This is a genomic window from Monoglobus pectinilyticus, assembly GCF_002874775.1.
Lineage (GTDB): Bacteria > Bacillota > Clostridia > Monoglobales > Monoglobaceae > Monoglobus > Monoglobus pectinilyticus.
In genome coordinates this window covers 2,338,369-2,362,772 of sequence record NZ_CP020991.1, presented here as the reverse complement: position 1 = coordinate 2,362,772, position 24,404 = coordinate 2,338,369, and the positions used below count along the sequence as shown (strand labels likewise).

Genomic DNA, 24,404 nt, shown 5'->3' with positions numbered 1-24,404 from the left:
AGGACGGTTAACCTCTATTGTCATTTACTTAATGACAGAAAAGAGGTGATTCACATGGATTATATGTACATAATCATTTTTATGATTGTTTTTACATGTATGATTGAATCAATAAAAAAAATAACCGCGCCTTTGCCTGGGTCACGGTTATTAAAATAACTAAACTCGGCTAACCGTTTAACGGTTACCTTTTATCTTTAATCAGCAAGCTTGCTTGCGGGTTCAGAGCTGCCTCTGAGCCTGTCGAAGAGAGCTTCCTTTAAATTGCTTTTATTATATCATTTTTTTTCTAATTGTCAAGGTCATTTTTTAGTCTATTAATGCTTTTATGTAAAATACTTTTAATTTGACTTTATTCAATATTACATATATAATTATATCCAGCAGGTAAAAGGAAATTGTAGGACGGTTAGCCTCCCTCTATCACTTACTTAGTGATAGAAAGGGGGTGATTTATATGGAGTATGTTTACATAATTATTTTTATGATTGTTTTCATTACTCTCATTGAATCAATAAAAAAGTAACCGCCCTCCCCCAAGGATTGCGGTTACTTTAAAATCACAATTTTTGGCTGACCGTTTAACGGTTACCTTTTATCTGCTTTTATTATATCATTTTTTTTCTAAATGTCAAGGTCATTTTTTAATCTATTATGTTTTTATTTTAATCGGCTTCCCCGGAGGGGACGACGATCTCGCCCAGGCTCGGCGGGCGAAACTGGGCCTGGCGCAACAAAGTAAGTAATTATAAAAATAATTAAATAATTTTTTGCTGAAATGATATTTATTATATTACATATTTCCGCGACTGCGCGCCTTACGTGGCAGACTACGTCTGCCCTACCGATGCTTGCTATATAATCCGTTTTTTTGTTATGAAATATATAAAAAACTAACTATCTATTCTTTCTGCTACTAATCCTTCAAAAAAATCATCATATTTGCAATCATATATCTCTCGCAATGCTACTAACACACTAATGCGAATATTTAACTCTCCGCTTTCATATTTTTCATATGTTGTCCTGCCAATGTCACATTTATAATGTTGTAGCTCAACAATCGGCTTCCCCGTAGGGGACGACGATCTCGCCCGGGCTCGGCGGGCGAAACTGGGTCTGGCGCAACAAAGTAAGTAATTATAAGATTAATTAAATGTATTTTGCTGAAATGATATTTATTATATTATTTATTTCCACGACTGCGCGCCTTACGTGGCAGACTACGTCTGCCCTACCGATGCTTGCTATATAACTTTTTTATTTTGACCAATATTGTGGTCAACATATTACTTAATTTTATTATATATTAATGTTGCTTAATATTTTCAAATAATATTATGAGATTGACATTATATAACAACATTAGTAAACAAAATTTACATAACTACTGTGTAAAATTTATCTAGTAAATTATTCATAATATACATTCTGATATGTAGAAATATTTCTTATATATTATTGTATTGACGGTAGTTAAATTAATTTTGAAAATATTGTAATATTGGGTCATATGAGGGGTGTAGCAAAAGATGAATAATAAATTTTTAAATAATAAATTCTCTAAAAGAGAAAAAAGAATACGCAAAACTTATGAAATTGAGGATGATTTATATAACTTTTTAGAAGAAGCTTCTTTAACTTACGATGCTTCTGTTTCTGATATTTTAAATTTTTGCATATCAGAATTAATTAGAACAAATGATTTAAAAATTTATACTTCCTCTAATATGAAAAATCCATCACATAATTTTAATATAGCAGTCAGTAATGTAAAAGGTCTCGCAAAACTAAGCGAGACAACTCCATTTACTATAAAATCGTTAGTAAATATGTCTATAAGAAATATTACATAGTTCTGTATCCTAATATTCCATATATTTATATTTTATAAATACTTTTATTTTTCACTTACTTTTGCGGATATATCTATGAAAAAATATTCTTTATTAATTAGTATTTTATTATCTATATTCTTAATAACCAGCTGTTGCCAAAACTCAGAATTTATCCGGCCTGAATTATCTGAGCCAACGCCTGCAGCTTCTTTTTATGCAGATAATTTGTCTGTTGATTCATCGGATAAATTATCCGTGCATTTTATCGATGTCGGTCAGGCGGACTGCGCACTTCTCCTCTGCGGAGGAGAGTCTATGCTTATTGACGGCGGTAACGCCGCCGACAGCAGTCTGTTATTCTCTTATCTTAAAAAGCTAAACGTAACTTCAATAGATTATATGATTTGCTCCCACGCCCATGAGGACCACGTCGGCGGTCTATCCGCCCCTCTCTCCACTATGGAAGTCAAAAACGTCTTTGCCCCCAAAAAAGAAAGCACCAGCAAAGCATATAATAACTTTAAAACTAAGGCCGCCGAACAGGGATTGGAAATAATTCATCCCCAATCCGGGGATACAATTTCATTCGGCGGCTGCACAGTAGAATTCTTTGTCCCTGCCGGCTTAGGCTCAAGCAATATGAATAATACTTCTATTATCTGTAAAATCACTTTCGGCAACACATCATTTCTATTCACCGGGGACGCTGAGCGCGAAGAGGAGCAAAATATTATAGAACAGGGCTGTAATCTCAGAGCCGATGTTCTGAAAGTGGGTCACCACGGTTCTGAAACTTCAACGTCGTATGTATTCCTGCGTGAGGTAATGCCAAAATATTCGGTTATATCAGTGGGAAAGAAAAACAGTTACGGTCACCCGTCAGAAGCTGTTCTGAGCCGTCTGTCAGACGAGGGCTCAGAAGTTTTTCGAACAGATTTAAACGGCGATATTATTATGGAAAGCGATGGAACCAATATCTCAATAACCACGCAAAAAAATTAAAAACCGGCTCCAAAACTATATCTTAGCTGCGGAGACCGGAAACAAATATATAAGGAGAGAAAAAATGGATTATGTAAACATGATTGCCCACGACTACTTGGCAAAAAACGACTTTATAAAACGGAAGGAGTATTCTATCTGCATTGTAAAAGACCATAGCTGGTATGGCTACGATGTATCAGAGAATCCATTCAGTATATACATACGGGACAGATACAGACATACAAAACTGCATTCGATACTGTTATATCAGTTTAAAACTTTTGAAGATACAGAAAATTTCTGTATAAAGATTGATGAGGATAAAACTGTATATGATTTGATGTCAGAGCTTAAAGGATATAATGCTGCGTTAAACAAAAAAATAGAAAAGAAAGTAAAACAGGATAAAGCGGATTTTGAAAATTTGCTTAAAAGCCATAATATTACATATCAGCAGCTTACAAACATTAATAATGAGTATAATAATTTGCCGACTTATATAAAAGTATTTTATACAAAGCTGAGAAAAGGGGAAATTGTATAAATATATTAAAATCTGACGTATGGCAAAAAAGTTTTAGCTTAAAGCACAAAACTAGAAGCTGCTTAGCAAGCATCGGTAGGGAGGACAAAGTCCTCCTCGTTAGGCGCGCAGTCGCGGGTATATTTAATTTTATCTCTAATCCGCTTAATTAATTTATAATTGCTTACTTTGCTGCGCCAGGCCCTGTTTCGCCCGCCGAGCCCGGGCGAGATCGTCTTGCCCTTTGGGGAAGACGATTAAATCAAATTTGTAATACTACATAATAAAAATGGCAATAAAAAATGACCTGAAATAAAATACAAAATTTTTGTGTTTTATTTTTCGGTCATTTTTTGTACCTATTATTCTTAGTAAAATTAAAAAATTAATTATAAAATCTTAAGAAGCATTCTTAAGCTGAAGTCTTAATTTGTCTGCTATCATTGCTATAAATTCTGAATTTGTCGGCTTTCCTTTTATTTGTGACACCGTGTAACCGAACACGTTGTTTAAGGTGTCCATGTCACCTCTGTCCCACGCCAGCTCTATCGCATGTCTTATCGCTCTTTCAACTCTGCTCGACGTTGTGCTGAAGTTCTCCGCTATGGTTGGATATAATTCTTTGGTTACAGAGTTCATTATATCCAAATCATATATCGCCATCATTATTGCCCTTCTTATGTATTGGTATCCCTTTATATGCGCCGGTATGCCTATCTCATGTATAACGTTTGTCACCATTGCTTCTACCTGTGCATAGTCAAACTTTTTTGTGTTCACCTTCCAGTTCTGCATTACATCTTCGCCTGTGGTTATCGGAGCCGCCATCATTGTGATTCTGTCAATCAGCGCATCATAGTTGACAGGCTTCAACATACAATATTCAACGCCGTATGAATTGGAATATGACGTTACAGTCTCGTTCAAGACTGAGCTTACTATCAGAACATGAGGACGTTTATTCAGCTGCATTCTGTTGATTCTCTCAAGAACTCCTATTCCGTCTATGGTCGGCAGCACCAAATCCATTACCAAAACATCTACGTCATTATTCTTTACCAAACCCGGAACTTCCAACCCGTCATACGCACAACCCACCACGTCAATTTTTGTAGTCTGTCTCATATACTCGCACAATCCGTCTGCGAACTCCCTGTCGAAATCTGCTACTGCTACTTTGATTTTTTGATTAATTTCCATTTCTTTTCTCCCTATGTGATTAAATTTTTATAAATTTTTATAAATATTTACCATAGACAAAAGTGTCGAAAAACGCTGTCGTAATTTCTTTGTAACATTTTTGCCATAATTTGGTAACATTCGATATTCAAATTATAGTGAATTTCCCTTTTGTTGTCAACCCATTCGACAAAATAACCGCCAAAAATTGGCAATTCTGTAAAAAAGGGTGAAAAAATCACCCTTTTTAAATTATTTTTGCATATTTTCAATAAAAATTCCGTAGCCCATTGTCGGCTCGTTGACCAAGACATGTGTCACAGAACCGATTATTTTGTCGTTTTGTATTATCGGGCTTCCGCTCATTCCCCGAACTATACCTCCGGTTTTTTGAATTAAGCTTTCGTCTGTAACTTTAAAAACAATATCTTTGCCGCAATCGCTGTTCTGATTAATCTCTACTATTTCAATAGTAAATTCTTGGATTTTTGTTCCTTCAACGTTAGAACATATAATCGCTTCACCCAAAGAAACTGAGTCCCTGCCGCCTATCGGAATAGGCTGGCGCATAGAGTTCAGATTTTCGGGATTTGAAACGGTTCCCACGATTCCAAATTCGTTGCTTTGGCTAATGGCTCCTATTTTAAGCTTATTTTCTGAATAAACTCCAATAAGCTCGCCCGGGGTTCCTGATTCTCCCCGTCTCACGCCTACTATTTCGGACTTAAAAATATCTCCTGTTATTTCACCTGAAGCAATACCGGCGTTAACGTTGCTAATGCTATGACCGACAGCGGCAAATTCCTTTGTCTGCGGGTCATAGTAGGTTATGGTTCCTACACCTGAAGCCGCGTCTTTAACCCAAACGCCTATTTTCATAGAACCGTCTTCTGACGCTCTAACAGGAACAACGCTTTTAGTCTCTTCTGTTCCCTGGCTTGTTTTTAATGTGACCTTAACCTCTTCAGTATCTTCAAGTGTGTTCAGTTTTTTCCTGAAGTCGTCAACAGTTTTTACAGGGTCGTCATTTATAGCTGTGATTATATCCCCCGACACTATCCCGGCCGACTTTGCCGGAGAGGCGCTGGCGCCGCCCTCGGTCTCAACATCACCCAGCCCGTCTACATAGACCCCGCTGAGGTCCAAAGAAACCCCAACGCTTTGTCCGCCCGGAACAACAAATTTTTCTGCCGCAGCATTTCCGTCTTCCTCCGCCTCTGCGGAAATCCCGAAAAATACCAAAAAAACAAAAAAAACAGTGATGATAAATCCAACCCTTTTTCTGCTTAATAAAGGCAATATTATCTACCTCCTTGTCTTTAACCCAATTCCCTTAGTTATTATTCTCGGAACAGGACACAAATACAAGAAGTAATAAATGAAAAAATGGGGCAACAATACCTGTTGCCCCTAAATATGCTTTTCTGCAATTAGTTATTAGAATTTGAATTGTTCTGATTGTTGTTCTGTCTGCTAGACTGCTGGTTCTGGTTGTTATTTTGGTTCTGTTTCTGATTGTTGTTCTGATTGTTGTTCTGATTGTTGTTCTGGTTATTATTTTGATTATTACTTTTGCTTGACATTGTCAAACCTCCTATAAAATTTTAAAATTTTGTTTTGCAAATCTATTCTTTGCAAAAATATAAATGTTATTCATATTTTTGTAAACTTTTTATTTTTTCTGAATAGACTATTACTAAGATAGGAGGAATGGTAATTGAAACAACCTATAAATAACCGCCGTTCAGGCAGAAACAAACATAACATGGAACCTTTAAATATAAACATTGATTCGTGCAACTATGATGATCTGATACTTCCGCCGGACGCAGAGGGCGAAGAAAAGACGGTTTATGACGCTATTATTAGAACAAACGGGCTGAGCGGCACTGAGAAAATCTTTAGTGTTCCTCAGAATTCTAACAACTCATCAACCGTTTTAAAACAATACCTTCAAAACTTCTGCGGCAAAAATGTTTGCGTAGCATTTTGGAACCAAACCGGCAGCAAATTTGAAAAATGCGGAGTGCTTTCAGACGTTGGAGCAGATTATCTTTCTATAAAAGAGCACAAAACCAGACGTTTAACTATTATGAATATAGAAAAAATTAAATATATAAGTGTATTTTGTGTATAAAACTTATTTTAATTACATATACTTTTGGTTTTAACAATGTATAAAAGTATATAATTGTTAAATATTAACAAAAACACAGTTATCTTTTTAAGCAATATCAACAAATTTCTCTATTGCAAAAATCACACAAATACTGTAATATATACTCATACCACAACTAAACAATCTTTTTTTCATTTCCCTCTGCTTGAGGTTAGTTCAAGCAGAAACACTCCCGGCCGAGATCCACCACATCTCGGCCGTTTTTTTATTTCATTTTTTATTCCTTATTATTTTATTTCCTAATTATATTATACTATGTGTTTATTTAAAATATAAAAATTTGAAAATTTTTAAATAAAACTTTGATTATAAATATCTTCACCAAATTCATATACCAACATAATATACATTGAGGTGTTGAAGATGAGCAAGTATTCTACTTTCGCATTTATCGGCGGCGACAGACGGCAGATTTACGTTATACTTGGATTTGCAAAAGACGGATATTCAGTAAATGTTATCGGGATAGACAGTGATGAACTTTTAGGCAAAAAGAATATTACTGTCTGCAACGACCTGGCACAGGCCGTAAACAATGCTGACTTTATTGTACTTCCGGTTCCATATTCATCAATATTAGATAACGAGAATATTAATACTCCTTTATCAGAAACAAAAATAAAAATCAGTGATCTATTCGAGCCCCCTATCCTTTTGGATAAGAAACTGATTTTAGCTGGGAAAGTTGACGAGAGGCTTACGGCTTTGTCCCATCTAAACGGCGCTGGTGTTGTGGACTATATGAAACGTGAGGAACTTGCCGTCTTAAACGCCATACCAACAGCCGAAGGCGCTGTTAAAATCGCAATGGAAGAACTGCCTGTCACTCTGCATGGTTCTAACTGTTTATGCACAGGATTTGGCCGCGTAGGAAAGATTTTATGTCATACCCTAAGCGGACTGGGAACAAATGTTACTGTGGCGGTTAGAAAACAGAGTGATTTAGCATATATAAAAGCCTATGGATATAACGGCGCGGACATAACTAAGCCTCTCACTGACCCAAGAAAATACGATGTAGTTTTTAATACAGTACCTAAAATGATAATCAACGGAAGTATGTTAAGACAACTCCGTGAAGACTGTCTGATAATTGATTTGGCAAGCAAACCCGGCGGTGTGGACTTTGAGTCAGCAAAACGATTGGGCAGAAATGTAATATGGGCGTTATCGCTGCCGGGAAAAACCGCTCCGCTCACGGCAGGAAACATAATCCGCGACACAATTAATAATATTTTAAATGAGCAAGCGAGGTGATGAATTATATGGACGAAACGATAAAAGGCGTCAAAATAGGGTTTGGTTTAACCGGATCATTTTGCACGATAAAAAAGGTGCTTGCCGTTATGGCTGAGCTTGCTGATATGGGCGCGGATATTTATCCGATCCTGTCACCGGCAGTCGCAAATACAGACACGAGGTTTGGAACAGCAAAGGAAATATACGACGCGGTCCATGATATTTCCGGCAAAAAACCTATGACCGCACTAACAGACGTTGAACCCATAGGACCTAAAAAACTTATAGACGTCCTTGTGATTGCCCCATGCACGGGGAATTCCATATCCAAATTAGCAAACGGGATATCCGACACTGCAGTGTGTTTAGCAGCAAAGTCCCATCTTAGAAATAACAAACCGATAGTTGTGGCTGTTTCCACAAATGATGGTCTCAGCGGCAGCGCAAGAAACATAGGAACACTTCTTTCAAGAAAAAATATTTATATAGTCCCATTCGGACAGGATAATTACTCAGAAAAAGAAAACTCGCTGGTTTCCGACTTTAAGCTGATACCAAAATCGGTTGAGGCAGCGCAAAAGGGAATTCAGCTTCAGCCAATATTAATATAATAATCTACTTAACCTACTTTTTAATACCTGTGCTGTAATTTGCACAGGTATTTTTATGCTTAAAATATACTTATTTCCTATATTTTACATATATTTTTTGGTAAATATTACGAATTACAAATAATTTATAAAAATCTGTAACTTTTATAAAAATCTTTCGTCTAAGGTACTGTAAACAAAACATTAAGTAAATTGATTAGGAGGATATTATGAAAAATTATAAGTTAGATACAAAAAAGATTATTTCTACATTAGTTGCTGCCGGAGTTCTTGCAAGCGGCACTGCTGTGTTTGCGGAATATTATCCTGAAAAAACAGCCGACCCTAACCTTGACTATACAACTACTTCAGCAACTGACGGTGAAGCGGTTAACAACGGTTCTGAGTCAGAAGTTACATACAACGGAGCTACCATTCCTGCTGTTCCTGTTGTAAACGTTGACGGACACAAAATGGTTCCGCTCAGATATGTCATGGAGTTCTTAAACTTTGAAGTTGTTTGGAATGAAGAAGACCAGAAAATCCAGTGTTTAAGAGGCGCTCAGGAGTTTGGAATGAATATAGGGCTTGACTCTTATTATTTCTCAAAAATGATGCCTGTTTCTTTCGGAATAGCTCCTTCATTGGTTGACGGTGAAACAACTTATGTACCTGTTGAATTCTTAACCAACCTCGTAGGCGTAGACGTATACGAAGGCGGAGACGACTATGTTATAGTTGTTGAACCTGCTGACGTTACCTTAAACTCTATTGAAAAAGGCGAAGATGAAAACAGCGTTCTGTCTGTTCAGGATGCAAGATTGGGTGAAGTAATAGTCAGAGTAAGCGAAGATACAATTTTAAAAGACGGCGATAAGGAACTTGACCTTAACACACTTGTTGACGGACAGGAGCTCAAAATAGGCTACGGCGCTGCAATGACTCTTAGCCTTCCGCCTCAGACAACCGCTATTTCTATCGAAACTGTCGGAACCGATAGATCTGGAGAGGCTGACGGTGAAGATGCTCCCAATGTAATCGATTCTGTACCATATGAAGGTACTATAACAGCTGTTGAGGAAGACCGCATAATTATAGATGACAACGGAATCGAGCGTGCCCTTATGGTATATGACGACACTGTTATAACCCGCGGCAATGACAAAAGAATCTACAAGCTTGCTGATTTAACAGTAGGCTCTAAGGTAAAGGGCAACAGAAGTGCAATAGAAACAAGAAGTATCCCGCCGATTTCTAACGTTGACAATGTTGAAATTGTTGAGTTAGTTGAAGAATAAAACTTATAAAAAAATTAATTCACTGCTATGATACGCGGAGCCTTAATTTAGAATATAAAAAAGACCGGACTTCAGCCGGTCTTTTTTTGTCTTAATTTGTTATTCAATCTGAACAATAATATGGCTTAGACCACCGCATTTTGTGTTGACAATATATCCAATATAAAGTATAATGAGAATATGTTGTTTTTGATTGACTGGTTTATTTTGCTAATAAAATATTATAATAATAAATATTAGTTTATACAGTCATTATAAAGATAGGAGAATGATTTATGGATATTTCATCCGCTCGATATTCGGGCGATATGGAAATAAACTGTGATTATATCGGAATGCTTGAAGACAGGGGCTGCGGTTGTTTTGCTGTATGTGACGGGTCTTTAAGCGGTTTAAACGGGGACAAGGTTTCTGAACTTGTAATTGATTCCGTTTTATCTGATTTTAAAAATACTTCCGATATAACCCGGGATACTATCTCCGGTTATTTTAAAAACGCAGATGAAAAACTTTGGGAACTTACGCACACGTCTAAAAACAATGGCGAAGAAAAGACTTATGAAGCTTCCGCCGCTGTTGTGCTAACCGATGGGAATTGTGTGATAAGCGGTCATCTCGGAAACTGCCGAATGTATTATCTCAGTGAAAATTATCTTCAATATATAACTCCGGATCATTCTTTAGCTTATTTAGCCCATAGTAAAGGTGAATTTCGTTTTCCGGGAATTCGTAAAAGTTCTGAAAGGCGCAAGCTTACCGCTTATTTGGGTGCCGACCCGATGTGCGGGGCTGAAACAATTGACCCAATCGCCGTCAGAAGCGGCGACGCGGTTTTGATTTGCACCGATGGGTTTTGGGAAAAGATTACTGAGCGCCAGGTTGAGAAAACCTTAAAACGTTCGAAATCTTCCTCTGAATGGCTCAGAAAGATGATTAGAATTGTGAAAAAAAATGAGCCGGAAGATAGCTACAGCGCTATCACGATAATATTTTAAAGGAGAACTGCCATATGAATATACTTAATGACATATTACTCATCGCCGGCGCGCTTTTTGTTATCGCTATGGTTCTAATCTGCTTAGGATTATTTATGAATCCTAAGAAAAAACAAACTGATGAACTTGATGAAATTCTATATTACAAAAATATGGAATCGAGCAGACACTTAAACACCCCTGAACTTGAAGAAAATGATGTTGAAGATGTTGAAGACGCTGAAGAAGATAACGACTCTGACATTGAAAGCGAAGACGCTGTTGACGAAGAAGATGATATTAATGATAATGAAGAAAGTAAAAGTGAAAAAGGTTCTGAACCCAAAGCTTCTAAGCCTATAGAAAAAAGTGACAATAAATCTTCAAACACTGACAAAAATAAAGCTGATAACAGTAAAGGCGAAATAAAAGTAAGCGTAACTATTATTGAAAACAATAAAACAAAAACTCTGACTATAGAAGATGAAATATTAGTAGGCAGAAATCCTCAGTGTGATGTAGTAGTTAATAAGCCTATGGTTTCCTCGGTACACTGTATACTGATTCGCGACGGAAAGAAGATTATGGCTGAAGACAACAACTCCACCAACGGTACTCTTTTAAACGGCAAGCCTCTTAAACATCAGGTCGAAATCAAAAATAATGATGTGCTCACTCTCGGAGACAGGCCTATAAGAATAAATTTTTAAATTAAAAATTAAACATAATATTTTAATATGCACCCCAAAAGCAAGTTACTTTTGGCGGTGCATATTTATATTTAATTATATTGGATACATCAGCAGTGATTAAAATGCCTGCAAGCGCATAAAATTTTTATTACAAAAGCAGCTATATCAACAACTTCATAATCCGATTATTTACAAAAAAATTAAATTGTTTGAAATGATATTAACAACATTTTTGCACTTTAAAATACTTGATAAATTAAATATTCTCTTTCTTTTATTACGGTCTTTTTATTCAATAATATTTTAAATTTGTACTTATAGAAACTTTGTACAGTTTTATAGTTGACATACAAAATTCGTAGCGTTATATTAATAAGACATATGTTTGAAAATTATATTATATTGAGGGGGAATGAAATAAATGGCAAATGCTTTAACAAACGATATGACTGTCGGAAGTCCTATCAAACACATTATTAAATTTACCATACCGCTGCTTATCGGGAACATCTTTCAAGTTCTTTACAACATGGTTGACACCATTATAGTTGGGCGGACTATCAGTGTTGAAGCCCTTGCGGCAGTTGGCGCAGCCGGTGCGATTACATTCTTAATTGTGGGTTTTGCACTTGGTTTTACAAATGGTCTTTCTATCATAGTAGCTCAAAGATTTGGAGCCAATGACATGGACGGAGTACGCCGAAGCGTTGGCACAGGTCTCATTTTGGCAGCGATGGCTTCTGTTGTCTTAACAGCAGTCAGTATGCTTTCGGCAAGGTCGCTTCTGCAGTTTATGCACACGCCGGATAATATTATAAACGATTTGTATAATTATATTATTGTAATATACGCCGGAATCGTATTTCAAGTCTTTTACAACTACATATCCTGTGTTATCCGTGCTTTAGGAGACAGCAGAACGCCGCTGTATTTTCTTTTAATCTCTTCGATTATTAATATAATTCTTGATTTGGTATTTATATTAAACTTTCATATGGGAGTTGCCGGAGCCGGTCTTGCAACCATTATAGCTCAAGCTATTTCCGGGCTTCTTTGTCTTCTATACGTCGGCAAAAAGTTCCCGGAGCTGCACCTCAAAAAAAGCGATTTTAAGTGGGACTCAAAATTTTCTCTCAGACATCTAGGGCTTGCAGTGCCAATGGCATTTCAAATGTCCGTTACTGCTATCGGCGTAATGATTGTTCAAGCTGTTTTAAACTCATTCGGCTCAACAGTTATTGCCGGCTATACAGCAGCTAATAAAATTGAGCAGCTCGTCAGTCAGCCCCAAATTTCTTTCGGGGTTACAATGGCAACGTTTGTAGGACAAAATTACGGAGCTATGCGTGAAAAAAGAATACGCGAAGGAGTCAATAAATGCGCTTTGCTTGTTTTGGGATTCACAGTTATAATTGTGGCTCTTGTTTTAATCTTTTCAAGACAAATCGCAGGAATATTCATTGATTCAGGAACCAGCGGAGATTTGCGTGAAAGCGTGACATTATATACTCAAAACTATTTTTATGTAGCAGGTGTGTTTTATTTTGCTCTCGGTCTCTTATTTGTATACCGCAACAGTCTTCAGGGAATGGGGAATTCCGGAATAGTTCTGTGCGGAAGCGCGGTTGAGCTTATTGCCCGAATTGTTCTTTCACTCGTGCTGGCGAACACACTAACAGGTATGTTTGGAGAATTTTATGGATATTTGGGAGTCTGCGCATCCGGGCCGATAGCTTGGCTGTCCGCCTGCACGCTGTTTATGATTTCATATTTTATAAAGGTCAAAAAACTGCCTGAGGTATTTGAAAAGCAAAGGCAATTTAAAGAATATGATAAATCTGCTGCAATAGAATAAACACTAAATTAAGGGGGAGTAAACTTGAATTTTGTTAAAGAAAACTGGCTTGGAATTTTGATTTGTTTGGTAATTGCAATCCCTGCATACATACTTGGATTAATATTTCCGATTGTGGGAGGACCTGTGTTTGCAATAATAGCAGGTATGGTAATAACTATATTTTATAAGAATAAAACAAAGTCCCAATCAGGAATCACATTTACATCAAAAAGCATACTTCAATACGCAGTAATTTTATTGGGTTTTGGTATGAACCTTGGAAGTATAGCAAAAACCGGAGCTCAGTCATTGCCGATTATTTTATCAACTATTTCAATATCGCTAATCGTATCTTTTGTTTTATATAAGGCTTTAAAAATACATCCCAAAATTGCAACCTTAATAGGTGTGGGTTCATCAATATGCGGCGGTTCTGCAATCGCCGCCACTGCTCCTGTTATCGGCGCAAACGATGAGGAGATAGCGCAGTCAATTTCAGTTATATTTTTATTTAATATCATAGCCGCATTGATTTTCCCAACACTGGGTTCCATGCTTGGGTTGTCTAATGAAGGATTTGGATTGTTTGCAGGAACCGCAGTTAACGATACCTCATCAGTAACTGCGGCAGCGACAGCTTGGGACGGTATACATGGCAGCAATACCTTAGACACAGCAACAATAGTAAAACTGACCCGAACTCTTGCTATAATACCAATCACTTTGGTGCTTGCCTTTTGGAGAACGGAAAAGGAAAAGTCGGCCGACGGAACAAAGGTCAGCATAAAAAAGATTTTCCCATTCTTCATCCTCTATTTTGTCTTAGCTTCTGTCATAACCACCATTTTCTTTGCAATCTTTCCATCCGGAACGATTCATGACGGAGGACAAGCAGTATTTTGCTTTTTAAAAACTCTGAGCAAATTCTTTATTGTTATGGCTATGTCGGCTATAGGGCTTAACACGGATATAGTCAAGCTTGTAAAATCAGGAGGAAAGCCAATATTTCTTGGTTTATGCTGCTGGATAGCAATTGGTGCTGTTAGTTTGTTAATGCAGCATTTGCTTGGTATATTCTAAAACAAGATATTAAAGGAGCGGCTCATGGTAAATAAAGAAACACTGCAAAAATTATCAAAAAATGAACTAATAACTTTGATTGAAGCTTATTCAAAAAATTGGCTGGCTATGGATGGATTATGGTTTCAATCACTTGAGAATAAATATGGTATGCAGGAAGCCATGTGCCGTGATGAAGAAGTGTGGACGCATTTTACAGCAATTGAAGCAAAACGTGTCAAAGAATTTCTTAATCTCGAAGAATACCCTGGTCTGCAAGGCTTAGAAAAAGCGTTAAAGCTTAGATTTTATGCCAATATAAACCGGGATGAACTTATAATAAAAGACAATACTTTGATATACAGCACTTTAGAATGCAGGGTTCAAACTGCAAGATTAAGAAAAAATATGCCTTATCATCCATGTAAATCTGTAGGAATAATTGAATATTCAGAGTTTGCTAAAATTATTGATAAAAGAATTGTCTGTGACTGCATCAGCTGTTATCCTGATATTACAGACGAATCCTGCTGCTGTAAATGGAAATTTACTCTTATAGAGAAATAATCATTAAAACAATCGAGTAATTATATATTTCTTTGATTTTAATGTATATTACTATATAATCACCCCTTGTATAAAGCAAAATGGGGTGATTATATTGTTATGGCTTTTAAAATTAATCCCTTTGATTAAAAGAAATATAAAGATAAATGACTTGCGGAAACACGATGATATAGAGAAAACACTTTAAGTAATCAACTGTAAAATGAAAACTTTTCGGATAAGCAATTGAGTAAAATAATTAAACTGTTTAATTTTGACGGTGCGTTTACTATAAAGGATTTGGGCAATGTAATAATAGCGAGATAGTAACAGATGGCATTTGTTGTTGAACATATTGAAAATGATATTAACATTACATTATTTGATTGCCAAATATAAAGATTTATGAGGTGAAATATTATGCCTGAAAATTTAATACAAGTTATCATTCCAATAATTGGTATAATAACTGCGATTATATCAGCGACTTTTTCATATTATTTTACTAAGCGGAATCAATTAGAGGCAAATGAAAGAAAATTAAAAGAAAAGTATTATTTAGCATATATTAAAGCTGTAAGCGATGTGGTAATTATAGATAATAAAAAAGCGGCAAGAAATAATTTGGCAGATGCTCAAAATCAACTTTTATTAACAGGAAGCTCAGAGGTAGTAAATAATCTTATGAAGTTTCACGATTACATAAAACCCTCTGGACAAGAAGAACATGGTTTTTCTAGTATGGATCATGATAAGCTTTTGACAGAATTGATAAAATCTATGAGGAAAGATTTGTATAAAAATAAGAATTGCAATATTGATTATCCAATGATACATTTAACGGGAAAAAATTAGATTTTCGTGACCACACCTTTGTCGAAAAAGAACTCGAAAAGTTATTATTTAAAATTAGAAAAGTGTGAAACAATATATTGCAGATACTTTTATATACAAGGCATTTAGTGGGATCCTGCGGCACTGTATATTAAATTTTAACGATAAAATTATGATGAGTATAGCGGCTGAAAACAACCTGTCAGAACAAGCATTCGCCGGAAAAGAGGACAAAAACTTTGGTTTGTATGAGAAAAATAATAATCTCTTGAGATTTAAAATGGCAAATAGCTCTGTTTTATTTCATAATAAAAAGCGGCAAGCATTAAATGCTTGCCGCTTTTTTGGAGCGGGTGAAGGGAATCGAACCCTCATATCCAGCTTGGGAAGCTGGTGTTCTGCCACTGAACTACACCCGCACATTAAATAAAATGCTATTTTAACTGCTATTATTAAAACAGCTATCACTGAACTTAATCAATAATATAACAAAATCAAAGTATTGACTGCTGATATAAAGTAACTACCTCAAAAACTATATATAAACACTGCAATAATGAAAATCAAGCTATTATTTTAAATTCAACTTTACATCAAAAACCATAATTAATAGCTATTTTTATTATTATACCACATTTTTTTGTAACCGTCAATCACATTCCAGCTAAATAAATAATTTTTATATTTTATATTGACTTTATTTATGCGCCCGCATATAATCGAAACTAAAAAACTATAAAAGTTACATATTACCTCAAATCAGCAAAACAACAAGAACATAAAATACTATAAATAGCAAACGCATATCTGTCGTTTTGTAAACTTGTAACATGCAGCTAATACCAAAGAAAGCAGAAAAGTTTTCTAATAATCGGCCTCTCAACGAAAAAAAATGACATTATAAAATATTATTAATATATGACGAAAAAGATATTGTAGATTTAATTGAAGAAGCTCTGTATTAAAACAATTATAAAAAAATAAAAAACATATACAGTCACAGACGCAATCAGAATATGTAAAGAATATCAGCCCGATGTTATTGTCTTAGACGTTATGCTGCCAGATATAAACGGTATTGAGATAAGCAAAAAGATACGTGAATTTTCTTTTTGTTCCATTCTGTTCCTATCAGTAAGAGATGATGATATAGACAAAACACTTGGTCTCTCCTGCGGCGGAGACAATTATATCACTAAACCTTTTAGTCCGTGTGAAACCATTTACCGCATTAAATCACAAATTCGCCGCCAACAATATCAATCAGTAAATACGCTTGATAACCTCAAACAGTTAACTGTTGGCTGTCTTTCATTGGATAAAGAAAGCGGCCGTATTTATAAATCAGGAAAAGAAGTTAACTTGACCGGCAGAGAATTCTTTTTACTATCCTACTTAATGGAAAACGCTGATAAAATTATTAGCAAGGACGGCTATATGAACAAGTATGGGGAGAATACAGTATTATTTGTGACAATACAATCATAGTGCATATACGTCTTACACGGGAAAAAAGAATATTCCGTCAAGTCCGAAACAGCTTGTAACAATAAAAGGTTTGAGGTATAAATAAAAGAAAAGGGCTGATTATATGAAAGAATCCGATTACCGCAGTATTTTTCATATATATTTAATATTTTATCTTATACTTTTTGGAACCCTCATTGCCGTATTCTGTTTTTGCATAACTTATTACAATGTCAGCTCCAAATGGTAAAAATATACGCGGTGATTGGGCTATAACTTTCACACAGGACTTTGAAAAATATATTATCTATGCAGACAGCAATCCAACAATAAAGAAGCCAAGAATTGAATTACTGCATAATATTAATAAAGAAATCGTACAAACAATTATTATGGTTACTCATTCGCTGGAATCCGCAAAAAAACAGCAGCCGAATTTTTACAATAAACGATGGTAATATCATCTAAATCTTATTTTTCTGCTAAATATGAGTTTATTTCCCAAACACAAAATAGTTGTCATGCGCAGCAGCATCAAAACATACTGCATTCGTCAATATTGTCTCTGAAAATATAAAATCTAAAGTCTAAAGTCATATTTAAGCTGAAAAAAACACGTGTTTCTCTAACCTGAGAATTTGCAAATCGAAATTCATAAATCTAAAACCCGTGAAAGTTTAATATGTAATTATTACTTAGGACAGATTTTATGTTTAATACCTTTATATCTCTGTAATACAGTCAAATTAATCGGTATATAAGAAATAATACAAACAGTCTGATACAATTTTGTATCAGACTATGTTTTTTCTGATATTCTTTATCTTTATGTCTAAAAGTTTCTTTTATATTGTATTTACTTTATTCGCTCAGCATATATATCCGCATTTATATGCCATTCGCCATCTTCTTTTATGGTAATATTTTGCCAATGAAAAGTATTCTCCTCAATCTTGACAAAAACCCATTTTTTCTTATTATCATCAATGTTTGTGAGCACTATCATATCGTCTTGTTTTCTTGCCTCCAGCCGTATAATTTCTCCTGTGTAACAATAGGCAATATCCCAAGCATGTGTATTTGGATTGTAAACACGAAGCGTTGTGCCGTATTCGGTGAGTGGATGCGGAATTTCAGTTTTTGTATCGCGCGAGGGTAAAACAATAACATCTTGTATTGCCATACCCTCAAGAACCCATGAAAAATGCCATTCTCCTTTAACTGAGCATGATATGTTTCGGTCGGTATAATTGAGTTTCCAGCTTCCGATAAGTTTTCCGAAATAATCATATTCTTCGGGTAACTCCAAACATTTGTCTTTACTTGTCAACGTTTCAATAAATTGGTTCATTTAGAATCCTCCTTTTAAGCAATTGGCCGTAATGTTGCTCCACAGCTGTTTTTCAAATATACCAAAATAAAGTTACAGTTCTTTATGAAAATTACTGCCCAAAACTTATGACCATACAAAATCACAAATTTGGTGTATTATATATTACATAAAAAACAATTTCAGAGCAGCTTTACACTATACTGTCTTTCACAGTAACAAGAAGCAGGCAATGTCAGTTCCATGACCTCGTTTCGCACTATATTTCTCAGATCCGTCATGTACTTGAACTAAGCACTTATCAGCTATACTGCTGTGGAAAACTTTTGTATTCCGGCAAACGGTTCAAGATATGTACATCAACCGTCCATGTCATAAATTTTGAACCACATTTTCAGACAAACCAAATTTATATATATCAAAACTTTTAAGGCGGCCAATAATGGTTAGCCACAATATATAATTTGTTTATGTCCTAAACCCTTTTTCCGGCCTTATCCGGATATCGAAGCTGGTGTTTTACATTTTTCCGTTTTCAATTTGACTTAATTATTATGCCGCGTCCCTATCAGTCCTGCCAATTACTATATCCGCTTTCTGTTTGTCTGCCAATGCACAATAAGATCGCCTGATATTTCTAACAAGGACATATAGGCCCCCATTAGCTGATTATATTATATCAAACGAATAGCAAATTTGCAAATTTGCAATCTTGAATATGTAAACTCTCCCTAATCAATACACAGATATATAAGTATGATAATTTTCTCGTGCTGATATTATTTTAATTGGCAGATTAAAACGCAAAGCTAAAAAATAATCTATATAAAAACAAATAATGTTAAAGACCTCTTGACAAAAGCTGTCACAAATTGTCCATAAGTTATATAATAAAATTTAAATTTAATTAACTAAAATAAAGCAAAAATCCGAACTTATTACCAATTGGTATAATGTTCGGATTTTCAAATTTTGGTGCGGCTAAGAGGACTTGAACCTCCATGAAATTGCTTTCACATGGACCTGAACCATGCGCGTCTGCCAATTCCGCCATAGCCGCAAATAATAAACGTCGTTGAAATCAACAACTATTTTATTTTATACTATTCTTAATAATTTGTCAATATCTTTTTTATATTTTTCTCATTTATATTGTAGGATTACAATAGATGTGTTACAAAGAGAAAAAAAGAATACGGAAAACTCATAAATTGTGTTATAGTTATATCACCACAATATCACATACACAAAGGAGCCTTCCGTATATGAACACTATAACACAAACTATGAGATTTAGGCAAGTATTAATTGAATATTCTTTTAAACACGGCGTGACAAAGGCTGCCATTCGCTATAAGGTAAATCGTCAGTATGTCTATCGCTGGCGAAAACGCTACGACGGTACGCTCGCCTCCTTAGCCGATAAATCACATAAACCCCACCATCATCCCAATCAGCATACCGCTGATGAGTTAAAATTGATTACTGATATGCGCCGCCGTAGCCCCAATGCCGGACTTGTTGTGTTTTGGGTTAAGCTTCGTCAAAGAGGCTATACTCGTTCTGTTACAGGTCTTTACCGCATACTCCGCAAACAGGGACAAATGCCTGTTAAACCACCCAATCCCAAATACATACCAAAGCCTTACGAGCAAATGCTCTATCCCGGTCAGAGAGTACAGATAGACGTTAAGTTCGTTCCTGAAGCTTGCATTGTCGGTGAAGCTAATGGTAAAAAGTTCTATCAGTATACAGCTATTGACGAATATTCACGTTTCCGGTATTTAGAAGCTTTTGTGGAGCACAGCAGCTATTCTCGAACACCTTGTAAAAGCCTTTAAATTCCCTATTGAGTGCGTTCAGACCGATAACGGACAAGAGTTTACCAAGAGGCTTGGCAGCTCTCAAAAGCCGACCCTAACTATGTTTGAAAAGCGACTTAAAGAACTTGGAATACAACATAAGCTCATAAGACCGTACACACCTAGACATAACGGCAAGGTAGAGCGTTCACACCGTAAGGATAACGAGTATTTTTATGCAACACATAAATTCTACGCGTTTGATGATTTTGCAAAGCAATTAAAGGTGCATAACCAAAACTACAATAAATTCCCGATGCGTCCGCTTAATTGGAAAGCTCCCATTGACTACATCAACTCTTTTATCAATTTCGGCGAATTCTTTTAATCTTTTTTGTAACACATCATTGACAAACCTACAAAACGAATCATGAAATATTAGAATAAGGTATTGAATATAAAGCTAAATTATGTTATAATAAAAAAAATTATGTGTCCGTAGCTCAGCTGGATAGAGTGTCAGACTCCGACTCTGAAGGTCACGGGTTCGAATCCCGTCGGGCATACCAATTAAAACACAGCTGCTATTTATTATATAAGCAGCTGTGTTTTAACTTATATATTTTGCAGCACTTATATTTTTATTCATATAAATTTCTTATATAAATTCAATAAAACTTTATTATCAATTACAGTTTAATAATATGATTACTATCCAATTATCTCAACCAAATAAAATATAAAACCATTAAAAAAGTTTAAATTATCTTTCTCATTCTAAAATTGACTGTATATGCTCTTTATATCTATCTTTCACACTGATAGGCGAGATAATTTTAACGCCTCTCCCTAATGACGCCAACCAGCCGAAAAACTGAGGACTTATCTTAACTGTTACACTGGTCTCAAAATGTTCACTGTCAGTCTTTATTACCGGAATATCGGTACCAAACCTGTCAATTACAACTCCAATAAACCTATTGTCAAAATTAAGAGTAACGGACTCCTCACTACCGCCAAACATTGAAAACACCTTTTTAGAATATTCTCCTATATCAATATTTGTTTCTCCTTCGCGATTTTCTTTGAGAACAACTATATTCTCCATTTTATCAACTCTATAATGCTTTATTGTATCGGACTGTCCGTCATATCCAATAAGGTAATAATTATCATCGTTCCATGTCAAAGCATAAGGACTTATTTTATATCGTTTTCCATTTCTTCTCGGAACACGCTTTTTATCAAGATTATATTCCATATAGAAAAATTCTATCTGTTTGTTTTCATCTATACCCTGATATATTTTGTCGACATTATAATATATACTCTCGTTCATATTTTTAATACGGGCAGATACATATACCTGACGATGCAATACCTGAGCTTGATACTTGCTGGTTAACCTTTCAATTTTTCCTATAAGCTCAGCAGATTTCTTTTTGGTTATAAATTTGGACGTTTGGACAGCGTCAACCAGCAGTTTCAATTCAGGAAGTTCAAAGTCTCGCTCACCTACATAATATCCGCCATTTTTTCCGCTAACCTTAATTATATCCATACCATATAGGGAAAGAGCCTCAATATCACTATAAATAGTTTTTCTTTCAGCCTGAACGCCGCAATCCTCCAAACGTGATATAAGCTGTTTTGTAGAAATAGGATTCTCCTCATCCGTTTCTCTTAGTAAAATTTCTCTTTCAAATAATAATCTTAACTTTTGATTTGCTGATTTTGGCATGTCTTCCTCCCAGATTTTCTCTTAATAATTCCTGCTCTCCCTAAAACTGTAGTATTGATTACCTCCAACTATTACATGATCCCAAAACCCAATTTTAACTGTATTTAAAGCTTCGCTCAGTTCTCTGGTAGATATAATATCTGAATCGCTTGGAAAAACAAGACCGCTTGGATGATTATGTGTAAGCACTACATATGCCGCATGGTTCATTAAAGCTCTGCGAACCGCCATTTTAATATCTAAATAAACCTCATCTATTGAACCCTCACATATCAATTCATATTTTATTAATCGAAATCCTTTATTCAAAAATAAGATATAAGCGCGTTCAGCTATAGTGTCCGCATATAATGAAAACAAATATTCCTTTAATCTGTCCGTATCTTTAAGCACAAACCTGTTATCCGTTTCATACAAAACTTTAGAACGCATTACCACGCCCAAAACAGCAGGTAAATTATGTAAAAAGTCTGCGACTCGTTCACCTACCCCTTCCACCTGGATAAGGCTATTGGTGTCGGCGGATAAAACTCCGTATATAGAACCAAATCTTCTTAAAAGTTCATGAGCTATTTCATTTGTATTTCCTCTTGGTATCACAGAGAATAAGAGAACTTCCAGCTGCTCATGTTCAGGAAAATCTGCCAAACTTCCATGCTCTAATTTCTCCCGCATTCTATCTCTATGACCATGATGTGAACTTTTTGAATTCATATTTTTTTACCATATGCCAACTGTTTTATAAATCGGCAATCCATTTCATGTATAATATCATTACTATTTGAAAATATATTATCTATTTTTAGTTTATATATTCTCTGCATATCTTGCATACTATAATTCCTCCCAACAAATATGTTCTTTTTAATATGTTCTTTAAATTCACATATCTTTATAGTAATTATACGACATTATATGATATTATACAAGCACTTTCACCGTTTTTTATAATAAATTTGGTTTTATATTTTAAAATAAAGAATCCTCTAACCCGCCAAATTCATCAGGTTAAAGGATTCTTTTATTAATAATGTCTGCTTTCACGGAAACTATAATAGCTGTCACCGCCGATTATTATATGGTCTAAAAGGCCTATTCCTACAGTGTTCAAGGCCTCGTCAAGCTCTCGGGTTGATGAAATATCAGCGTCGCTTGGCATAACCGAGCCGCTGGGATGATTATGCGTCAGCACCACATATGCGGCATTGTTTAATATGGCGCGCCGTACAGCCTTTGATATATCTATGTATACCTGCTCTAAAGAGCCGTCGCTTATCTTCTCAAACTTGATAAGCCGAAAACCCTTATTTAAAAATAATATATACGCCCGCTCTGAAACAGTATCCGAAAATAGAGAAAACAAATAATCTTTTAAAGTGTTAATATCATTCAGTAAAAATTTATTATCTGTTTCATACGAGATTTTAGAACGCATAACAACTCCTAAAACAGCCGGGAGATTATGCAGAAAATCCGCAACGCGCGCTCCTATGCCGTCAACCTCCAGCAAACTGCTGATATCTGCTGACAATACACCATAGATTGAACCGAATTTTCTCAGAAGCTCATGAGCGATTTCATTTGTATTTCCTCTCGGTATCACAGAGAATAAAAGAATTTCAAGCTGTTCATGTTCAGGCAAATCAGCTAAATTTCCGCTCTCAAGCTTTTCACGCATTCTGATTCTGTGACCGTCATGTGTATTATTCGATTTCATTATTTTATCTTTCTGCTGCCCGGTTTAACCAATGGTGTTCCAGACTTACAAATCGGACAGTCATCAGGCTCATAAGATGTTATATCCATAGAAAATGCACTCTTATAAGGAACTCCAAAATCAATTTTACCGCCGGTTCTGTCAACGATTGAACCTATTCCCACTATCTTTCCTCCGGCTTCATTGACAAGCTCCATAACCTCTCGAACACTTCCCCCAGTTGTAACAACATCCTCTACGATTAGAACACGCTGACCTTTTTCGATTGTAAATCCGCGTCTCAGCGTCATTTTTCCATCCTCACGTTCAGCAAATATGTTTTTAACACCAAGCTGTTTTCCAACTTCATACGCCATTTGAATTGCGCCTATTGCCGGCCCTATAACCAATTCAACATTATCTTCTTTATATTGTTTTGCAAGCTCGGCACAGAGAGGTTCGCTATACTTTGCATATTGGAAAATCTTAGCGCACTGCATATATTTATCGCTGTGCCTTCCCGATGTTAAAAGAAAATGTCCTTCCAGCAAAACTTCCGCCTCTTTAAGCATATCAATTATTTGTTCATTTGTCAT

Annotated in this window: 22 protein-coding genes, 3 tRNA genes and 2 pseudogenes; 17 read left to right on the top strand and 10 right to left on the bottom strand. The window is 35.6% G+C overall.

What is annotated here, in order from left to right; translation table 11 throughout:
* Nucleotides 1–1,532: 1,532 nt before the first annotated feature.
* From B9O19_RS10020 to B9O19_RS10010, 3 genes are all read left to right on the top strand, one after another.
* Nucleotides 1,533–1,856 carry a hypothetical protein gene (locus B9O19_RS10020; protein WP_102366279.1) on the top strand — a complete coding sequence of 108 codons (324 nt, stop codon included), beginning with the start codon at nucleotides 1,533–1,535 and terminating at the stop codon, nucleotides 1,854–1,856.
* Nucleotides 1,857–1,931: 75 nt separating this feature from the next.
* A complete protein-coding gene (locus B9O19_RS10015) occupies nucleotides 1,932–2,840 on the top strand; it encodes a ComEC/Rec2 family competence protein (protein WP_102366278.1) in 909 nt (302 codons plus the stop codon).
* 64 nt (nucleotides 2,841–2,904) lie between these two features.
* Nucleotides 2,905–3,366, top strand: coding sequence for a hypothetical protein (locus tag B9O19_RS10010; protein WP_102366277.1), 462 nt, complete (start codon nucleotides 2,905–2,907; stop codon nucleotides 3,364–3,366).
* Nucleotides 3,367–3,744: 378 nt separating this feature from the next.
* Here the strand turns inward: B9O19_RS10010 and spo0A are convergent, their stop codons facing one another.
* The 3 genes from spo0A to B9O19_RS11760 form a co-directional block, all read right to left on the bottom strand.
* The gene (gene spo0A / locus B9O19_RS10005; RefSeq protein WP_102366276.1) at nucleotides 3,745–4,545 is read right to left on the bottom strand and encodes a sporulation transcription factor Spo0A; all 801 of its coding nucleotides are present in this window, start codon (nucleotides 4,543–4,545) and stop codon (nucleotides 3,745–3,747) included.
* 231 nt (nucleotides 4,546–4,776) lie between these two features.
* Nucleotides 4,777–5,823, bottom strand: a complete 1,047-nt coding sequence (gene spoIVB, locus B9O19_RS10000) for a SpoIVB peptidase (protein WP_158648982.1) — start codon at nucleotides 5,821–5,823, stop codon at nucleotides 4,777–4,779.
* Between the two features lie 131 nt (nucleotides 5,824–5,954).
* Nucleotides 5,955–6,107, bottom strand: a complete 153-nt coding sequence (locus tag B9O19_RS11760; protein WP_158648981.1) for a hypothetical protein — start codon at nucleotides 6,105–6,107, stop codon at nucleotides 5,955–5,957.
* Nucleotides 6,108–6,241: 134 nt separating this feature from the next.
* Here B9O19_RS11760 and B9O19_RS09995 point away from each other — a divergent pair, with 134 nt between their 5' ends.
* From B9O19_RS09995 to B9O19_RS09950, 10 genes are all read left to right on the top strand, one after another.
* Complete coding sequence (locus B9O19_RS09995) at nucleotides 6,242–6,661, top strand: hypothetical protein (RefSeq protein ID WP_102366274.1); 420 nt, start codon at nucleotides 6,242–6,244, stop codon at nucleotides 6,659–6,661.
* Nucleotides 6,662–7,066: 405 nt separating this feature from the next.
* The gene (gene dpsA / locus B9O19_RS09990; RefSeq protein WP_102366273.1) at nucleotides 7,067–7,960 is read left to right on the top strand and encodes a dipicolinate synthase subunit DpsA; all 894 of its coding nucleotides are present in this window, start codon (nucleotides 7,067–7,069) and stop codon (nucleotides 7,958–7,960) included.
* A gap of 8 nt (nucleotides 7,961–7,968) precedes the next feature.
* On the top strand, nucleotides 7,969–8,553 hold the full coding sequence (locus B9O19_RS09985) for a dipicolinate synthase subunit B (protein WP_102366272.1): 585 nt from the start codon (nucleotides 7,969–7,971) through the stop codon (nucleotides 8,551–8,553).
* 209 nt (nucleotides 8,554–8,762) lie between these two features.
* The gene (locus tag B9O19_RS09980) at nucleotides 8,763–9,830 is read left to right on the top strand and encodes a copper amine oxidase N-terminal domain-containing protein (protein WP_102366271.1); all 1,068 of its coding nucleotides are present in this window, start codon (nucleotides 8,763–8,765) and stop codon (nucleotides 9,828–9,830) included.
* Between the two features lie 275 nt (nucleotides 9,831–10,105).
* Nucleotides 10,106–10,825 (top strand): PP2C family protein-serine/threonine phosphatase, encoded by a 720-nt coding sequence (locus B9O19_RS09975; protein ID WP_102366270.1) that lies wholly within the window; start codon nucleotides 10,106–10,108, stop codon nucleotides 10,823–10,825.
* A gap of 14 nt (nucleotides 10,826–10,839) precedes the next feature.
* Complete coding sequence (locus B9O19_RS09970; protein ID WP_102366269.1) at nucleotides 10,840–11,514, top strand: FHA domain-containing protein; 675 nt, start codon at nucleotides 10,840–10,842, stop codon at nucleotides 11,512–11,514.
* A gap of 403 nt (nucleotides 11,515–11,917) precedes the next feature.
* Complete coding sequence (locus B9O19_RS09965) at nucleotides 11,918–13,351, top strand: MATE family efflux transporter (protein ID WP_102366268.1); 1,434 nt, start codon at nucleotides 11,918–11,920, stop codon at nucleotides 13,349–13,351.
* A 24-nt stretch (nucleotides 13,352–13,375) separates the two neighbouring features.
* Nucleotides 13,376–14,413: a YeiH family protein gene (locus B9O19_RS09960; protein WP_102366267.1), complete on the top strand. Its 1,038-nt coding sequence runs from the start codon at nucleotides 13,376–13,378 to the stop codon at nucleotides 14,411–14,413.
* Nucleotides 14,414–14,437: 24 nt separating this feature from the next.
* On the top strand, nucleotides 14,438–14,959 hold the full coding sequence (locus B9O19_RS09955; protein ID WP_102366266.1) for a DUF6125 family protein: 522 nt from the start codon (nucleotides 14,438–14,440) through the stop codon (nucleotides 14,957–14,959).
* A gap of 399 nt (nucleotides 14,960–15,358) precedes the next feature.
* Entirely contained in the window at nucleotides 15,359–15,793 is a 435-nt protein-coding gene (locus tag B9O19_RS09950) for a hypothetical protein (RefSeq protein WP_102366265.1), read from the top strand.
* A gap of 324 nt (nucleotides 15,794–16,117) precedes the next feature.
* Here the strand turns inward: B9O19_RS09950 and B9O19_RS09945 are convergent.
* A tRNA-Gly gene (locus B9O19_RS09945) sits at nucleotides 16,118–16,191 on the bottom strand.
* A 486-nt stretch (nucleotides 16,192–16,677) separates the two neighbouring features.
* On the opposite strand from B9O19_RS09945, the pseudogene B9O19_RS09940 reads away from it, so the two are divergent.
* Nucleotides 16,678–17,345, top strand: a pseudogene (locus B9O19_RS09940) (response regulator transcription factor).
* Between the two features lie 124 nt (nucleotides 17,346–17,469).
* The gene (locus B9O19_RS09935; RefSeq protein ID WP_102366264.1) at nucleotides 17,470–17,697 is read left to right on the top strand and encodes a hypothetical protein; all 228 of its coding nucleotides are present in this window, start codon (nucleotides 17,470–17,472) and stop codon (nucleotides 17,695–17,697) included.
* Between the two features lie 398 nt (nucleotides 17,698–18,095).
* Here B9O19_RS09935 and B9O19_RS09930 read toward each other — a convergent pair whose 3' ends face one another.
* Both B9O19_RS09930 and B9O19_RS09925 read right to left on the bottom strand, forming a co-directional pair.
* A complete protein-coding gene (locus B9O19_RS09930) occupies nucleotides 18,096–18,590 on the bottom strand; it encodes a hypothetical protein (RefSeq protein ID WP_102366263.1) in 495 nt (164 codons plus the stop codon).
* Nucleotides 18,591–19,542: 952 nt separating this feature from the next.
* Nucleotides 19,543–19,629, bottom strand: a tRNA-Leu gene (locus B9O19_RS09925).
* A gap of 205 nt (nucleotides 19,630–19,834) precedes the next feature.
* Here B9O19_RS09925 and B9O19_RS12345 point away from each other — a divergent pair.
* Both B9O19_RS12345 and B9O19_RS09915 read left to right on the top strand, forming a co-directional pair.
* Nucleotides 19,835–20,759, top strand: a pseudogene (locus B9O19_RS12345) (DDE-type integrase/transposase/recombinase).
* Nucleotides 20,760–20,863: 104 nt separating this feature from the next.
* A tRNA-Arg gene (locus B9O19_RS09915) sits at nucleotides 20,864–20,940 on the top strand.
* 203 nt (nucleotides 20,941–21,143) lie between these two features.
* Here the strand turns inward: B9O19_RS09915 and B9O19_RS09910 are convergent.
* From B9O19_RS09910 to pyrE, 4 genes are all read right to left on the bottom strand, one after another.
* The gene (locus B9O19_RS09910) at nucleotides 21,144–22,112 is read right to left on the bottom strand and encodes a helix-turn-helix transcriptional regulator (protein ID WP_102366262.1); all 969 of its coding nucleotides are present in this window, start codon (nucleotides 22,110–22,112) and stop codon (nucleotides 21,144–21,146) included.
* A gap of 21 nt (nucleotides 22,113–22,133) precedes the next feature.
* Nucleotides 22,134–22,826 (bottom strand): JAB domain-containing protein, encoded by a 693-nt coding sequence (locus tag B9O19_RS09905; protein WP_102366261.1) that lies wholly within the window; start codon nucleotides 22,824–22,826, stop codon nucleotides 22,134–22,136.
* 310 nt (nucleotides 22,827–23,136) lie between these two features.
* Nucleotides 23,137–23,829 carry a JAB domain-containing protein gene (locus B9O19_RS09900; RefSeq protein ID WP_102366260.1) on the bottom strand — a complete coding sequence of 231 codons (693 nt, stop codon included), beginning with the start codon at nucleotides 23,827–23,829 and terminating at the stop codon, nucleotides 23,137–23,139.
* Nucleotides 23,829–24,404 (bottom strand): orotate phosphoribosyltransferase, encoded by a 576-nt coding sequence (gene pyrE / locus B9O19_RS09895; protein ID WP_102366259.1) that lies wholly within the window; start codon nucleotides 24,402–24,404, stop codon nucleotides 23,829–23,831. Before pyrE ends, B9O19_RS09900 begins: the two co-directional genes overlap by 1 nt.

Excerpts from the sequence above, each read along its gene's own strand:
- B9O19_RS10020 (WP_102366279.1), top strand. The coding sequence starts at position 1,533 with ATGAATAATAAATTTTTAAATAATAAATTCTCTAAAAGAGAAAAAAGA.
- B9O19_RS10015 (WP_102366278.1), top strand. The coding sequence starts at position 1,932 with ATGAAAAAATATTCTTTATTAATTAGTATTTTATTATCTATATTCTTA.
- B9O19_RS10010 (WP_102366277.1), top strand. The coding sequence starts at position 2,905 with ATGGATTATGTAAACATGATTGCCCACGACTACTTGGCAAAAAACGAC.
- spo0A (WP_102366276.1), bottom strand. The coding sequence starts at position 4,545 with ATGGAAATTAATCAAAAAATCAAAGTAGCAGTAGCAGATTTCGACAGG.
- B9O19_RS11760 (WP_158648981.1), bottom strand. The coding sequence starts at position 6,107 with ATGTCAAGCAAAAGTAATAATCAAAATAATAACCAGAACAACAATCAG.
- dpsA (WP_102366273.1), top strand. The coding sequence starts at position 7,067 with ATGAGCAAGTATTCTACTTTCGCATTTATCGGCGGCGACAGACGGCAG.
- B9O19_RS09985 (WP_102366272.1), top strand. The coding sequence starts at position 7,969 with ATGGACGAAACGATAAAAGGCGTCAAAATAGGGTTTGGTTTAACCGGA.
- B9O19_RS09980 (WP_102366271.1), top strand. The coding sequence starts at position 8,763 with ATGAAAAATTATAAGTTAGATACAAAAAAGATTATTTCTACATTAGTT.
- B9O19_RS09975 (WP_102366270.1), top strand. The coding sequence starts at position 10,106 with ATGGATATTTCATCCGCTCGATATTCGGGCGATATGGAAATAAACTGT.
- B9O19_RS09970 (WP_102366269.1), top strand. The coding sequence starts at position 10,840 with ATGAATATACTTAATGACATATTACTCATCGCCGGCGCGCTTTTTGTT.
- B9O19_RS09965 (WP_102366268.1), top strand. The coding sequence starts at position 11,918 with ATGGCAAATGCTTTAACAAACGATATGACTGTCGGAAGTCCTATCAAA.
- B9O19_RS09955 (WP_102366266.1), top strand. The coding sequence starts at position 14,438 with ATGGTAAATAAAGAAACACTGCAAAAATTATCAAAAAATGAACTAATA.
- B9O19_RS09950 (WP_102366265.1), top strand. The coding sequence starts at position 15,359 with ATGCCTGAAAATTTAATACAAGTTATCATTCCAATAATTGGTATAATA.
- B9O19_RS09935 (WP_102366264.1), top strand. The coding sequence starts at position 17,470 with ATGTCAGCTCCAAATGGTAAAAATATACGCGGTGATTGGGCTATAACT.
- B9O19_RS09930 (WP_102366263.1), bottom strand. The coding sequence starts at position 18,590 with ATGAACCAATTTATTGAAACGTTGACAAGTAAAGACAAATGTTTGGAG.
- B9O19_RS09910 (WP_102366262.1), bottom strand. The coding sequence starts at position 22,112 with ATGCCAAAATCAGCAAATCAAAAGTTAAGATTATTATTTGAAAGAGAA.
- B9O19_RS09905 (WP_102366261.1), bottom strand. The coding sequence starts at position 22,826 with ATGAATTCAAAAAGTTCACATCATGGTCATAGAGATAGAATGCGGGAG.
- B9O19_RS09900 (WP_102366260.1), bottom strand. The coding sequence starts at position 23,829 with ATGAAATCGAATAATACACATGACGGTCACAGAATCAGAATGCGTGAA.
- pyrE (WP_102366259.1), bottom strand. The coding sequence starts at position 24,404 with ATGACAAATGAACAAATAATTGATATGCTTAAAGAGGCGGAAGTTTTG.